At 41.9% G+C, this 14,162-nt stretch carries 15 protein-coding genes; 3 read left to right on the top strand and 12 right to left on the bottom strand.

Annotated elements, in window-relative coordinates; all coding sequences use genetic code 11:
- Window positions 1-84: 84 nt before the first annotated feature.
- The 6 genes from hemW to CWC16_RS15115 are packed head-to-tail and all read right to left on the bottom strand — an operon-like array spanning window position 85 to window position 4,433.
- Window positions 85-1,221, bottom strand: a complete 1,137-nt coding sequence (gene hemW / locus CWC16_RS15140) for a radical SAM family heme chaperone HemW (RefSeq protein ID WP_138542119.1) — start codon at window positions 1,219-1,221, stop codon at window positions 85-87.
- A complete protein-coding gene (locus CWC16_RS15135; protein ID WP_138542118.1) occupies window positions 1,218-1,817 on the bottom strand; it encodes an XTP/dITP diphosphatase in 600 nt (199 codons plus the stop codon). Before CWC16_RS15135 ends, hemW begins: the two co-directional genes overlap by 4 nt.
- 4 nt (window positions 1,818-1,821) lie before the next feature.
- Window positions 1,822-2,265: a DUF4426 domain-containing protein gene (locus CWC16_RS15130; RefSeq protein ID WP_138542117.1), complete on the bottom strand. Its 444-nt coding sequence runs from the start codon at window positions 2,263-2,265 to the stop codon at window positions 1,822-1,824.
- A 55-nt stretch (window positions 2,266-2,320) separates the two neighbouring features.
- The gene (locus CWC16_RS15125) at window positions 2,321-2,854 is read right to left on the bottom strand and encodes a YggT family protein (RefSeq protein WP_138542116.1); all 534 of its coding nucleotides are present in this window, start codon (window positions 2,852-2,854) and stop codon (window positions 2,321-2,323) included.
- A 26-nt stretch (window positions 2,855-2,880) separates the two neighbouring features.
- A complete protein-coding gene (proC, locus tag CWC16_RS15120) occupies window positions 2,881-3,702 on the bottom strand; it encodes a pyrroline-5-carboxylate reductase (protein ID WP_138542115.1) in 822 nt (273 codons plus the stop codon).
- 17 nt (window positions 3,703-3,719) lie between these two features.
- A complete protein-coding gene (locus CWC16_RS15115) occupies window positions 3,720-4,433 on the bottom strand; it encodes a YggS family pyridoxal phosphate-dependent enzyme (RefSeq protein WP_138542114.1) in 714 nt (237 codons plus the stop codon).
- A gap of 2 nt (window positions 4,434-4,435) precedes the next feature.
- Here CWC16_RS15115 and CWC16_RS15110 point away from each other — a divergent pair, with 2 nt between their 5' ends.
- Both CWC16_RS15110 and CWC16_RS15105 read left to right on the top strand, forming a co-directional pair.
- Window positions 4,436-5,476, top strand: a complete 1,041-nt coding sequence (locus CWC16_RS15110) for a type IV pilus twitching motility protein PilT (RefSeq protein WP_004586840.1) — start codon at window positions 4,436-4,438, stop codon at window positions 5,474-5,476.
- 9 nt (window positions 5,477-5,485) lie between these two features.
- Window positions 5,486-6,619 carry a PilT/PilU family type 4a pilus ATPase gene (locus CWC16_RS15105; RefSeq protein ID WP_055016820.1) on the top strand — a complete coding sequence of 378 codons (1,134 nt, stop codon included), beginning with the start codon at window positions 5,486-5,488 and terminating at the stop codon, window positions 6,617-6,619.
- Between the two features lie 59 nt (window positions 6,620-6,678).
- On the opposite strand, the gene ruvX is transcribed toward CWC16_RS15105, so the two are convergent.
- From ruvX to CWC16_RS15075, 6 genes are all read right to left on the bottom strand, one after another.
- The gene (gene ruvX, locus CWC16_RS15100; RefSeq protein ID WP_055016821.1) at window positions 6,679-7,128 is read right to left on the bottom strand and encodes a Holliday junction resolvase RuvX; all 450 of its coding nucleotides are present in this window, start codon (window positions 7,126-7,128) and stop codon (window positions 6,679-6,681) included.
- Between the two features lie 9 nt (window positions 7,129-7,137).
- Window positions 7,138-7,695: a YqgE/AlgH family protein gene (locus CWC16_RS15095; protein ID WP_055016822.1), complete on the bottom strand. Its 558-nt coding sequence runs from the start codon at window positions 7,693-7,695 to the stop codon at window positions 7,138-7,140.
- A gap of 124 nt (window positions 7,696-7,819) precedes the next feature.
- On the bottom strand, window positions 7,820-8,770 hold the full coding sequence (gene gshB, locus CWC16_RS15090) for a glutathione synthase (RefSeq protein ID WP_138542113.1): 951 nt from the start codon (window positions 8,768-8,770) through the stop codon (window positions 7,820-7,822).
- A 75-nt stretch (window positions 8,771-8,845) separates the two neighbouring features.
- The gene (gene rsmE, locus CWC16_RS15085) at window positions 8,846-9,580 is read right to left on the bottom strand and encodes a 16S rRNA (uracil(1498)-N(3))-methyltransferase (RefSeq protein ID WP_055016824.1); all 735 of its coding nucleotides are present in this window, start codon (window positions 9,578-9,580) and stop codon (window positions 8,846-8,848) included.
- 72 nt (window positions 9,581-9,652) lie between these two features.
- Entirely contained in the window at window positions 9,653-10,123 is a 471-nt protein-coding gene (locus tag CWC16_RS15080; RefSeq protein ID WP_055016825.1) for a hypothetical protein, read from the bottom strand.
- 81 nt (window positions 10,124-10,204) lie between these two features.
- Window positions 10,205-11,098, bottom strand: coding sequence for a DUF350 domain-containing protein (locus CWC16_RS15075; protein ID WP_138542112.1), 894 nt, complete (start codon window positions 11,096-11,098; stop codon window positions 10,205-10,207).
- Between the two features lie 78 nt (window positions 11,099-11,176).
- Here CWC16_RS15075 and glnE point away from each other — a divergent pair, with 78 nt between their 5' ends.
- The gene (gene glnE, locus CWC16_RS15070; protein WP_138542111.1) at window positions 11,177-14,017 is read left to right on the top strand and encodes a bifunctional [glutamate--ammonia ligase]-adenylyl-L-tyrosine phosphorylase/[glutamate--ammonia-ligase] adenylyltransferase; all 2,841 of its coding nucleotides are present in this window, start codon (window positions 11,177-11,179) and stop codon (window positions 14,015-14,017) included.
- Window positions 14,018-14,162 lie beyond the last annotated feature (145 nt).

Genomic DNA, 14,162 nt, shown 5'->3' with positions numbered 1-14,162 from the left:
TTTCCCTTTGTTGTTAGAAACCCATTAGGGTGTATTATATTTATTTGCTTGTCTTTTATGTTTATCGCGCGTGGTCAAAAACCACTACACAAACAATTCTAGCAGGTCATTTAAAAAACGATGGCCTTTAAGGCTTACTTGCCAGTGGCCGTTTTCTTGTATTAACAAGCCTGCATTTATTGCTTTAGTTAAAGCCGCTTGCTGGCTTTGTAGCGGCTGACTAGTCAGCGCACTGAAATCTTCAACTGGGCAAGGCTCTACTAAGCGAAAACGATTCATAAAAAATTCAAAGGCTAAATCGTCTTGTTCTACTTGCCAATTTTTGTACATATATGGTTTTAACATATTCATATAGCCACGTGGGTGTTTAACCTTTTCGGTGCGAGTGATTACACCGGTTTTTGCATCAGTCACCTTACCATGAGCGCCACAGCCAATACCGAGATAATCGCCAAAACGCCAATAATTCAAGTTATGTTGGCATTGAAAGCCAGGCTTTGCATAACCGGATATTTCGTATTGAATATAACCTGCTTGGGCAAGGAGTGCTTGGCCTTGCTCTTGAATATCCCATAAGGTTTCATCTTGCGGTAGAGTAGGCGGTTTTGAAGCAAATTGAGTATTTGGCTCAATAGTAAGCTGATACCAAGATATATGTGGCGGATTTAAAGCAATAATCTTTTTTAAATCGCTTAGTGCATCGTCAAGGCTTTGCCCCGGTAAGCCATGCATTAAATCAAGGTTGAAGCTATTTAATCCAGCTTGTTTGGCTTGCTCTGCTGCGTAGTGCGCTTCATCGGCGCCATGAATACGCCCCAGTGCTTTTAACTTGTCGTTTTGCATGCTTTGCACGCCAATAGAAATCCGGTTGATGCCTGCTTTTACATATTCTTTGAAGCGATTCGTCTCTACTGTACCTGGGTTTGCCTCAAGGGTTATTTCACAGTTGTCACTTAAGCCAATTAGGCTATCAACTTCTTTAAGTAGACGAGTGTAAGCATCACCCGTTAATAGGCTAGGGGTGCCACCGCCAATAAAAATACTGTGTATTTTACGTCCTTGCACCAAGTGCAAGTCGGCTTTTAAGTCGTCAATTAAATGTTGAACATATTCAGCTTCAGGAATGTCGCCTTTTTGCCCATGGCTATTAAAATCGCAATAGGGGCATTTTTGCACGCACCAAGGTACGTGCACGTATAAGCTCAGTGGTGGAAGGTTCACAGGCCGCCTTTGCTTTGTAGCTCTAGTAATAACTTTTTAAGTGCTTGGCCGCGATGACTCACTGCATTTTTTTGCGCTTTAGTAAGCTCGGCACTGGTACAGTTTTGCTCAGCAACAAAAAATACCGGATCGTAACCAAAGCCGCCTTTACCTTGTTGGGTTTGTGTAATTTCGCCTTCCCAGCTTGCACTGCAAATAAGCGGGGTAGGGTCATCTGCGTGGCGCATTAATACCAGTACACACCAAAAACGGGCTTTACGGTTTGGGTTGCTACCTAAATCATTAAGCAGTTTATCTATGTTGTCTTGATCGCTTGCGCTTTCGCCCGCAAAGCGGGCAGAGTAAACACCCGGCGCACCGTTGAGTCCGTCAACTTCTAAACCTGAGTCATCAGCTATAGCTGGCATACCGGTTATTTTAGCTGCATGGCGAGCTTTAATTATCGCATTTTCCACAAAGGTGGTGCCGGTTTCGGCCACTTCGCCTACGTTAAAGTCGCTTTGTGGAACCACGTTTATACTCAGTGGACTGAGCATATTTGCCAGCTCACTTACTTTGCCAGGGTTACCTGTAGCAAGTACTAAAGTTTTAGTCATGATATTAATCTACATAAAATTTTTGCTGAAACTTAAGTTTTTGAGATTGGTTACTTTGCTGTATTTCAATTTCAAAACGTAAAATTTCTTCGTTGGTGTAATTTACTTGTGCAAGATAATAAATTGAGTCACCTTCTTTAACTTCTTTAAAAGTAAGGGCTTGCTTATTACCCAGTAGGTTTTTTGCAAAGCCGCTAAGTTTGGCGGTTTGCGCGGTTTTATCGCTGTTGTTTTTCAGCACTGAAATATTAACAATGCCCTTATAACCACTACGTTCTAGGCCATATGCTTTAGCTATTTGTGGCTGAATAAAGGTCGATGGAAAAGCAATGTAATGGACTTGCCAAGGGCCCAGCTCTTTGTATTGCGCACCTTGCAATTGTTCACTTTGCGCATTAAAGGCAAAGGCTAAAAAACTAATAAAGCAAAACTTAATCAAACGGTTCATAAGGGTGTCCTATATAAAAAGAGGCCAAAGGGCCTCTATTGCTGATAACAAACGTTTAGGCTAAAAAGTCCATTAACAGCATTTGCAAAAATTGAATACCAATAATTAAGACTAGCACCGATAAATCTAAGCCACCCATGGGTGGAATAACTTTACGAAGCGGCTTGAGCATTGGCTCAGTAAGCTGGTGGAAAACGGCCTCTATTGGGTTATAACCTTGGCTTACCCAGCTTAAAATTGCGCGAATAATTAATACCCAAAATATTAAGTTTAGGCCTTCTTTAAGTACGGTAATAAGTGCTTGTATAAGCACAGGTTGCGCAGCCCATGCGCCGTATATCACCAGCATTAAAGTACTAATTTTGGCTACAGCCACTATAAATGCCAGCAATAGAGAGGCTAAATCGAGCCCGCCAAATCCAGGTATTATTTTACGCAAAGGGTTGACCGCAAACGAGGTTGCTTTAACCACAAATTGGCTCATTGGGTTGTAAAAGTCGGCTTTTGCCCACTGTAGCCAAAAACGCAGTAGCACCACCATTAAAAACAAATCAAATAGGGTACTGATCAAAAATTGCATGGCATTCATAGTGTAACCTTCAATAAAAAGTAGTTTTAAAGTTCTTTTTCCATTTGCATCGCACGCGCTATACACGCATCCATTGCATCGCTCACTGTTTGCACTAGGCCTTCGCCTTTTAAATGCTCAACAGCTGCATGAGTCGTGCCGCCTTTAGAGGTTACATTAGCGCGTAATTGCGAAATGCTTATCTCTGGTTGGCTCAATGCCATTTCGGCTGCGCCCAGCGCCGTTTGCTGCACCAAGCGGCGTGCATCTTCATCGTTAAAACCAAGTGCTTTCGCTTTTTCTTCAATTGCTTCCATAAATAAGAAAAAGTAAGCGGGCGATGAGCCTGTTACGGCTATTATATCGTTGATTTGTGACTCTTGCTCAACCCACACAACAATACCTGTGCACTCAAATACTTGTTGTACAAAGTCGTGCTCTTCGGCTGTTTCATCTGCGCCAAATAAACCCGATACACCACGCCCAAGTAACGATGGGGTGTTTGGCATACAACGTACCATTTTAACGTTTTGGCCTAGCATTTCGCGCAGGCGCTTAACGGTTAAACCCGCCGCTACCGAAATAAACAGTTTATCACTAAAGTCGATACCCGAATCTTGGAACGATTTACATAAATCGCCCATCATTTGTGGTTTAACAGACAATACAATGACATCAGCATCGCGTAAGGCTTCGTTATTATCGCTGGTGGTTTTCACCTTGAAATCGTCTGCTACCTTGGCAAGCTTTTCTTGGTTGCGGTTTGTCGCAATGATGTTGTTTGCATTAAAACCGTTTTTTACCATGCCACCAATAATGGCGTAGCTCATGTTACCTGTGCCTATAAATGCGATTGTTTTATCTGACATATGTCTGTTATCACCTTTTAAGTTCGCGTTCCAAAAATATCTGTGCCGATCCTCACCATGGTTGAGCCTGCGCTTATGGCGGCTTCAACATCATTACTCATCCCCATCGACAACGTATCTATATGAGGATATTGGGCCTTTAGTTTATCAAAGCAAGCGTGTAATTGCTCAAAAGATTGACTTTGTTCACTCGGATCGTCGCTTTTAGCTGGAATAGCCATTAAACCGCGTAAATTAAGCTGTTCACATTGGTCAATAAACTCAGCCAGCTCGGGTATTTGCTCAATGCTACAGCCCGACTTTGCCTCCTCTGCGCTTATATTTACCTGAATAAGCACGTTTAAAGGGGCTTTATCAGTGGGGCGTTGAGTGTTTAATCGCTTAGCTATTTTTATTCTATCTACGCTTTGTACCCAGTCAAAATTAGCGGCAACAAGGGCGCTTTTATTTGATTGGATTGGGCCAATGAAATGCCAAATGATGTCGCTAAATGTGTGTAGTTGAGCTATTTTATCTACAGCCTCTTGAACATAAGACTCGCCAAATTGGCGTTGGCCGTGCTCGTAAGCAGCAATAATATCGTCGCATGGTTTTGTTTTTGATACTGCTAGTAGGGTAATTTCATTACTACTACGTTTAGCATTTTTGGCCGCGCTGGCAATTCTAGCGTAGGCGGATGTGAGTCGTTCTGCTATTGTAACCATATATTTATCAGTTAGTTGTGGAGTCATAAATGGATATTACCGAATTATTAGCGTTTAGTGTGCAACACAAAGCATCTGATTTACACTTATCGTCAGGTGTTTCACCTATGATACGCGTAGATGGTGATGTTCGCCGCATTAATATACCTGCACTTGCAGACAAAGACGTAAACAGTCTTGTTTACGACATTATGAACGATAATCAGCGCAAGGACTACGAACAAAACCTAGAAGTGGATTTTTCGTTTGAAGTGCCTAACCTTGCGCGTTTTCGTGTTAACGCATTTAACTCAAACCGCGGCCCTGCAGCGGTGTTTCGTACCATCCCTAGCGATGTACTGACGCTTGAGGATTTAGGTGCGCCAGATATTTTTAAAACAATATCAGATAACCCTCGTGGTTTAGTATTGGTTACCGGCCCAACGGGTTCAGGTAAATCAACAACCCTTGCGGCTATGGTCGATTATATAAATCAAACAAAACATCACCATATCCTCACCATTGAAGATCCTATCGAATTTGTACACGATAATAAACTTAGCCTTATAAACCAACGTGAAGTGCACCGTGATACGCACAGCTTTTCTAATGCACTGCGCAGCGCGCTGCGTGAAGACCCGGATGTAATCCTCGTCGGTGAGCTACGTGATTTAGAGACTATTCGCCTTGCGATGACCGCCGCAGAAACCGGTCACTTAGTATTTGGTACGCTACATACCACCTCGGCACCAAAAACCATTGACCGTATTATTGATGTATTCCCAGGTGAAGAAAAAGACATGGTGCGTTCAATGCTTTCTGAGTCGCTGCGCGCCGTTATTTCGCAAACACTACTTAAAAAAATTGGCGGTGGGCGAGTGGCTGCTCACGAAATTATGATTGGTGTGCCGGCGATTCGTAACCTAATTCGTGAAGATAAAATTGCACAAATGTATTCGTCTATCCAAACGGGTGCATCGCATGGCATGCAAACCATGGATCAATGTTTAAATAATTTAGTTAATCACGGTATTGTGACTACTGCAGCCGCGAAAGAAAAAGCCCAAGACAAAACACAGTTTGGTGGCTAAGGACTTACTATGAATTTATCTTTAAATCACTTTTTACAAATTATGATCGAGAAAAAAGGCTCTGATCTTTTTGTATCTAGTCAGTTACCTGTTAGCGCAAAAATTAATGGTGAGCTTATCGCTCTTAGCGACGATAAGTTGAGTGATGAGCAATCGCTTGCGCTAGTAGAGTCAGCAATGAGTGATAAACAAAAAAATGAGTTTCACTCAACTAAAGAGTGTAATTTTGCAATAGCCACAGACGAAGGGCGTTTTCGTATATCGGCTTTTTGGCAACGCGATAGAGCAGGCATGGTTATTCGCCGCATTGTAACGCAAATACCAGATGTAAGTGATTTAGGGTTGCCCTCTACACTTACCGATGTAATTATGTCAAAGCGTGGGTTAGTGCTGTTTGTGGGTGGTACTGGTACGGGGAAATCAACCTCACTGGCTGCCTTAATCGGTTACAGAAACCGCAACCAGCGTGGTCATATACTCACCATTGAAGATCCGATTGAGTTTGTACACGAGCACCGTAAAAGTATTATTACTCAGCGCGAAGTAGGGCTTGATACCGACAGCTTTGAATCGGCACTTAAAAGCTCACTACGCCAAGCTCCAGATGTAATATTAATTGGTGAAATACGTTCGCAAGAAACCATGGAATACGCACTGAGCTTTGCTGAAACCGGCCACTTATGTGTGGCTACACTGCATGCTAATAACGCAAACCAAGCCATTGACCGTATTATGCACTTAGTCCCCAAAGAAAAGCACGACAAGCTTAAGTACGATTTAGCGCTTAACTTACGCGCTATTGTGGCGCAGCAGCTTATTCCAACGTCTGATGGGGAAGGGCGTGTTGCCGCGATAGAAATTTTACTAAATTCCCCTATGGTGGCAGAGCTAATAAAAAGTGGCGATATTGGCGGCATTAAAGAGGCCATGTCTAAATCTAAAGAAATGGGCATGCAAACCTTTGACCAAGCTTTATTTGAGCTATACAAGCAGCAACGTATTAACTACGCCGATGCGCTGCATCATGCTGACTCGCCAAATGATTTACGCTTAATGATTAAACTGCGCAACAACGAGCAACAAGGTGCAGGGTTTTTACAAGGTGTCACCATTGATGGACTCGATGATAAAAACAGCAATTAATAGTGCATTCTATCCATAAAAAAAGCGCCGGTAGGCGCTTTTTTTAGGGATAGAATTACTTATTCACCATAACTGGCTTCAAAAAAACTCTCTAAAATAATCACGGCCGACATATTATCGACATTTCCTTTTCCTAAATTTTTATAGCCACCGTGCTCAAATAAACGCGCTTTTGCATCGGCAGTTGTGAGTCGCTCGTCTTGTGTTTGCACCGGTATGCCGTAATGGTTGTGCAAGCGGTTAGCAAACTTTTTAGCTTTAAAGGTTACCTCTTGCGAAGTGCCATCCATATTAAGCGGTAACCCAACCACCATTAAGTCGGGTTGCCATTCTTTAACTTGAACTGCAATATGCTCCCAGTTAGGAATACCATCTTGGGCTTTTACAGCCTTGAGGCTAGAGGCGCTGCCAGTGAGTTCTTGCCCTATAGCAATACCAATACTTTTTGTGCCAAAGTCGAAACCCATTACGGTACGTTGGCCTTGAGGTTTAAGGTTCTTTTTAGTCATTATGGTTCTTTAAGCGTGTCCAGCTTCACTGCAAAGCTGGCTAACATCAAAGCCCAGCATTGAAACTGCTTTTTCCCAGCGTTTTTCAACCGGCGTATCAAAAATGATCTTCGGATCGGCTTTAATGATCAACCAACTGTTATCTAAAAGCTCTTGCTCAAGTTGTCCTTGCTCCCAGCCAGAATAACCAAGCGTGATAATAAATTGCTCAGGTGCGTGGGCGGTGGTCAGGTTGGCAAGTACATCTTTTGATGTGGTGATCATTATATCACTGCTGAGCTTTTGGCTTGCAGAGTAACCAGGCTGAGGTGAATGAAGTACAAAACCCCGGTCGGTTTTAACCGGACCACCTGCAAACACAGAGACTTGCGCGGCTTGTTGAGTTTTGTCGTTGTCTATTTCTATTTTATCTAAAAGCTCACCAACGGTTACATCAATAGGCTGGTTGATCACCAATCCCATAGCCCCATCTTCATTGTGCTCACAAATATAGGTAACGGCACGTTTAAAAAAAGGGTCTTGCATCGACGGCATAGCGATTAAAAAATGATTTTCTAATGATTGCATAGATTTCACCCTTTTAGTTTATGAATACTTATTGAACTTTGAGTATGGCATAGATATATACGTAGCGTATAAAAAGTCCATTAATTGTATGAAATACTTAAATTAATGGACTCTTAAATGGTATTTATTTAGCTAGCTTACGCTCAATGGCATCAAACAAAATACCGGTAATAGATATATCGTAAGCGGCTTCAATTTCACGTACACAGGTTGGTGCAGTTACGTTAATTTCGGTGAGCTTGTCGCCAATAATATCTAAGCCTACAAACACTAGCCCTTTTTCTTTAAGTGTAGGGGCAACTGCTTGCGCTATTTTAAGATCTGACTCGCTAAGTGGGCGGGCTTCACCACGACCACCTGCCGCCAAATTACCGCGGGTTTCACCATTTTGTGGAATACGCGCTAAACAATACGGAATTACTTCACCATCAACAACCAATACGCGTTTGTCGCCTTGTTTGATCTCTGGAATGTAATTTTGCACCATAGCAAAGCGGCTACCGTGCTCAGTGAGCGTTTCACAAATAACACCAATGTTTGCATCATCTTCTTTGATACGAAAAATAGACGCGCCGCCCATGCCATCAAGTGGTTTTAAAATAATGTCTTTATGGTCAGATAAAAATGCGCGTATTTGCGCTTGGCTGCGTGTTACTAATGTATCGGGCGTATGCTCGCTAAACCACGCTGTAAATAGCTTTTCGTTAGCATCGCGCAGGCTTTGTGGTTTATTAATAATTAACGTACCTTCTTGCTCTGCACGTTCTAAGATATACGTTGCGTAAATGTACTCTGTATCGAACGGGGGATCTTTACGCATTAAAATAACGTCAAGGTCGGCAAGTGCTATTGTGGTTTTCTCTTCAAGTTCGTACCACTTTTGCGTGTTATTAAATACCTGCGCTTTTGCTGCGGTTGCATACGACTTACCTTGGCGAAGTGATAAATCATCCATCTCCATGTAATAAATTTCATAGCCACGTTCTTGCGCTTGCATCATCATTGCAAAACCGGTGTCTTTTTTGATGTTAAATCCACTAATAGGATCAGAAATAATACCTAACTTTATCGCCATGCGCTGTGCCTTAATCTAATTATAATTACTACTAGAGTGTTAATAGTTTTAATATGAGGGTGCCATTGAGCTATTTCAATTAGCTAAATCGCCAAATTGTAACTGTAATGCACTTAAGACCGTTAAAGCGGCTGTTTCTGTTCGTAAAACACGTGGCCCTAAACGAATATCAACAAATTCTTGCTGTTTAGTTTGCGCCATTTCTTCGTCAGTGAAGCCCCCTTCAGGGCCTACTAAAAAGCGTACACCGGCGCTTGGAACGGTTATTGTTTTAATACTGTGCTCGGCTCGCGGATGCAAGGTGAGCTTAATTTCGTCTGTATGTTGCTCAAGCCATTGCTTTAAATCAACCGGTGGATGAACAACTGGCACATAGTTACGTCCCGATTGTTCAGCGGCTGAAATTGCAATTTTTTGCCATTGTTGGTGTTTTTTTTCTAACCGGTCGCCACTGAGTTTAACGCCACAGCGCTGGCTAAAAATAGGGGTGATTTCGTTAATACCTAACTCAACAGATTTCTGAATGGTAAAGTCCATTTTGTCGCCGCGTGATACGCATTGGCCTAAATGAATGTTAAGCTCAGATTCGACATTATGCTCATCAAAACGCAGTGGCATAACAACAACTGACTTTTTAGTGACCTCTATAATTTCACTGAAGTATTCACCGCCTTCGCCATTAAAAATAGACACATGTTCGCCGACTTTCATGCGCAATACGCGGCCAATATGGCCCGCTGCATCGTCGTTTAAAGAAACCGGGGTGTTTAAGGCAATACTCGATGCCTGATAAATATGAGGTACTCGCATGGGAATCACTTATTGTATAGCGTAAAGGTGTATATCGCTATGGTAAGTAAGCAGGGCGTTGTACGCAATTATTTATTTGAGTGTCTTGGCGAGTGCGACTAAATCTTTGGGTGTTTCAGCAATATCTGTGTCGCACGATAAGTGATTTTTAAAGCCTTCGTCAGTAATACGATCAAATGTATAGCCGCTATCATCAGCACTGACTACATAGCGTTTTTCATGTAGAGAATTATAAATAAAACGTTGCTTTTCGTCGGCTAGGAGGTAGTCGGTGTTATTAAATAACACCCCCTGTATATCGTGATGCTCATGCAGGTAAGTGGCCAACTCAGATACGCTAATTTCGTTTTCTAAATCGCAATAACAGTAATCTTTAATAAGCTCGTCAAACATCATTTTAACCAGCTTACGGGTGTTACTGCCTGCAACTATTAAGGTGCTGGGTGTATTGGGTGTGGCGTGCTTAAAATAATACTCAGCAAATGTGCGACTAAATTCGTTGTCTATATCAATTAACAAATAGTTAGTTACTTCAAATGACATAGGGCCCCGTTGCTTTATGCAAATGTGTTGTGCCAGTTAACTAAATACGGGGCGCTTGGCGACTTATTTAATAGCGTGGCGTTAAAGTGAAAACATGCTAATAAGTAAATAGCCTATAGCACAAAAAACAGCAAACTCAATGCAAGCTATGCCTATATTGTCTTGATGGTCTACCTCTAAAGCAGTATCAATATTGGGCAATGAAATTGCTTTTATTACAAAACTTAAACAATATAATAACGCCCACATTACACCGCAATGCATTACCAGTGTAAATATATTTTCGACCATTTTTCCATTTTGAAAGGCAGCACTTGATAACCCTGCATAAACAGCGAGTGCTAAACCTATTGATTTTCCTGCATATCTAATGCCTATAGAGGTATTTTCTAAATTAAAGTTGCTTTGCAGCGAGGCACCTTGGTTTACTTTAGCAAAGCGGTATTCACGTATCTTACTATCTAGTGCAAACATTCCTTGTAACGTAAAAAAGCTTACAAAAGCAATGAGTAAGTTGCTAAACCCTTGTGCATGGGTCCATGTATAAAGTCCCAGTGCAATAATGCAGTTGGCTAGTAACATGCCAGAATCCACCATTGCAGCGCATACATTTTGCTTTAGTATGGCTTCTTCTTCATTAAATCTGTGCAAAATCCACTTTCTGTGAATTAAATGGCCGGCTTTAATAAATGTAAATAACAGAACAATTAAAACAATCACTTTTAAGGGATTATGTTGTGCTGCGCTCATACTAATTTCATCAAATAAAAATGCCATGGTGGCAATAACCACGGTAATCTCTGAAGCGAAGCTTATACCCATGGCAAAGTTATCATGCTGCGCTAGCTCATCTTTAAGTGCTTGTTTTGCTTTTACTTGAGCAACAATTCTCAGGCTAAAAATCGTAATGCATATAACCGCAAAACTAATAGCAATCGCAATTAAACTGGTGTTAGATAATGATAAATATGACATGCTGATCCTAAGTAGAGATAACCTTTCTTGGTTTTAGTTATTCTAGTATGGTTAGTAAATATATAAAAGAGAGGATTGATGAGTAATAAAATGCAACTTCCTATTCAATTACAGAAACTTGGCTCAGCCCGCTTTGCAGAGCTCTATCCGCAGCAACCTATACAAGAAGAAGTTGTAAAATTATGTGCTCTGAGCGACTTTGCTTTTCGTAGTTTAGAGTCGCAACCTCAATTAAAAGACTGGTTAATAAACCCAGACGAGCAATTTAGCCGAGACGTTCCCGCGCCATTCGACGGCCTTGATCTGCTACAGGTAGATGAAAACCAGTGCAATAAAATTTTGCGCCAGTACCGAGAAAAATACTGGCTAAAAGTAGCCTACCTCGATTTATGCTGCGATAACCCAATTAGTGACAGTATTAAATACATAAGCCTATTGGCTGATATGTTGATTAGTAGCGCCAATAGGTGGGCGCATGCACATACTGCAAAAACAGCAGGCGAGCCTCTCGATGAGCAAGGTAACCCTTTGCCTTTAATGGTTTTAGGCATGGGGAAATTGGGCGGTCACGAACTTAATTACTCATCGGATATAGATTTAATTTTTGCCTATCCGCGTAATGTACCTACTCAAGGTGGGCGTAAACCTGTTGAAGCGCAAGTGTTTTACACAAAGGTAGCGCAAAAACTGATTAATGCACTTAACCAAGTCACTGGTGATGGCCAAGTATTTAGGGTCGATATGCGCTTGCGTCCATTTGGCGAAAGCGGGCCTTTAGTGATGAGCTTTCATGCCATAGAAGATTACTACCAAGAGCAAGGCCGCGATTGGGAACGCTACGCCATGTTAAAAGGGCGCTTAATAGGCACACCTAATCAGTATTGGGATGAATTTATACAGCTTTTAAAGCCCTTTGTTTACCGCCGTTATATAGATTTTTCGGTGATCGAATCGCTGAGAAAAATGAAGCTAATGATAGCTCAAGAGGTGCGACGTAAACGCCTGACCAATAATATAAAGTTAGGAGCAGGTGGTATTCGTGAGGTTGAATTTATTGTCCAGGCTTTGCAAATGGTGCGCGGTGGGCGAGAGGCAAACTTACAAACTCAATCGCTACTGTATGCCCTAGAGCAGTTAATTCTAAACCAAGCGATCGATGAACAAGAAGCCAATGAGTTAAAGCATAACTACTTGCACTTACGTAAGGTTGAGCAATATTTACAAATGTTTGACGATCAACAAACGCAAACCCTGCCAGATGATGAGCTCAATCAAGCGCGGCTAAACTATTTGCTCGAATCTGAAAGCTTTAATCATACTATGGCGCACATTGAGCAGGTTATGGCTAAAATTCACGATGAATTTTTATTGGTGATAGGGGAGGAAACGGTCCCTCTTGATACCTGCGAAGGTGCGTTTATAAGTGCGTGGGATCATGGTGATGTGAGCTTTTTAAACGATATAAAAGAGCAATGGCAAGTGCCTCTTCATGACTTTAAACAACGTTTAAGTAAGGTAAATATAGGTAATCGTGGGCGTGATATTCTCGATAAGCTCATGCCTTTATTACTTAAACAGCTGAGCGATTTTAATGCCAGCGGTGAAACATTTACCATGGTGTGCCGAATTTTAAATAAAATTGTATCGCGTACAGCTTACCTTGAATTACTGTACGAAAACCAAGGCGCGCTTAAGCAGTTGGTATTGTTGTGCTGCCACAGTAAGTGGATAGGGGAGCATATTTCTCGTTATCCTATTTTGCTTGATGAGCTAATAGACCCTGCTGCGCTTTACAAACCTACGCCGTTGAGCGCCTATAAAGATGAAATACGCCAATACTTTTTACGTATAGAACACGACGACCTAGAGCTGCAAATGGAAGCGCTTAGACAGTTTAAACAAACTCATCAATTACGTATTGCGGCTGCAGATGCAACCGGTGTGATTGATGTTATGAAAGTAAGCGATCACTTAACTGCTCTTGCAGAAGCAGTGGTAGACCAAGCAGTTAATATAGCGTGGTATAACACGGTTAAGCGTTTTGGTATGCCGCCAAATACAGATGACGAGCATAAAGGGTTTGCGGTTATTGCGTACGGCAAAACAGGCGGTTTTGAGGTCGGCTACGACTCTGATTTAGATCTTGTATTTGTTCATAATCACGACGGTAATAGCAGTACCAATGGCGATAAATCGATTACTTCACGCCAGTTTTATTTAAAACTTGCGCAGCGCTTAATGCACTTATTTAATACCCGCACTGCCTCGGGGATATTGTATGAACTTGATACGCGCTTGCGCCCTGAAGGTGCTTCTGGTTTATTGGCTATTAACTTAGAAAGCTTTAATCATTATCAGCAAACCCAAGCGTGGACGTGGGAGCATCAAGCGCTTGTGCGCGCCCGCATAATATTAGGTCAAGATGAGCTAAGAGCGCGTTTTGCTCAAATTCGTAAAGAGATATTATGTGCTCCGCGCGATGTAGATATACTTAAGCAAGATGTGCTTAAAATGCGCGAAAAAATGCGGAACCACTTAGCGAAGGGAAACGCAGAGCAATTTGATTTAAAACAAGATGTAGGCGCCATGACCGACATTGAATTTATAACTCAATATTTAGTGCTTAAAAACGCCCCTCAGTTTAGCCAGTTAACGGAATTTTCTGATAACGTGAGAATACTCACAGACGCTGCTGCGATTGGGTGTATCACTAAAGCGCAAAAGCAGCAATTGATTCAAGCGTATATTGATTATCGCTCGCGCTACCACGTATTAAGCCTAAATCAGCAAGGGCGCTTGGTGTCACGTAAAGATTACCAAAGTGATATTGAAAGCGTATCGGCATGCTGGAATACAATATTTGAACTAGGGCGTGTTGATCTTTGCGGATTGAAATTTGTTCAATCTAGGGACGATTAAATCGCGGCGCGAGGTTTGTAACCTAGTGGGCTCGATAACTGCTCCTGCGTTATTCTAATGACTTACATCCATGTAAGAATAAGTAAAAACCGAGCAAAGCTTCCGCGTCCTGCTCACGCCCCTTACCTACATCCATGTAGGCAAC

Origin of the sequence: Pseudoalteromonas sp. S3776, from assembly GCF_005886915.1 — a bacterium.
GTDB lineage: Bacteria > Pseudomonadota > Gammaproteobacteria > Enterobacterales > Alteromonadaceae > Pseudoalteromonas.
This window is presented reverse-complemented; position numbering and strand designations above follow the sequence as displayed.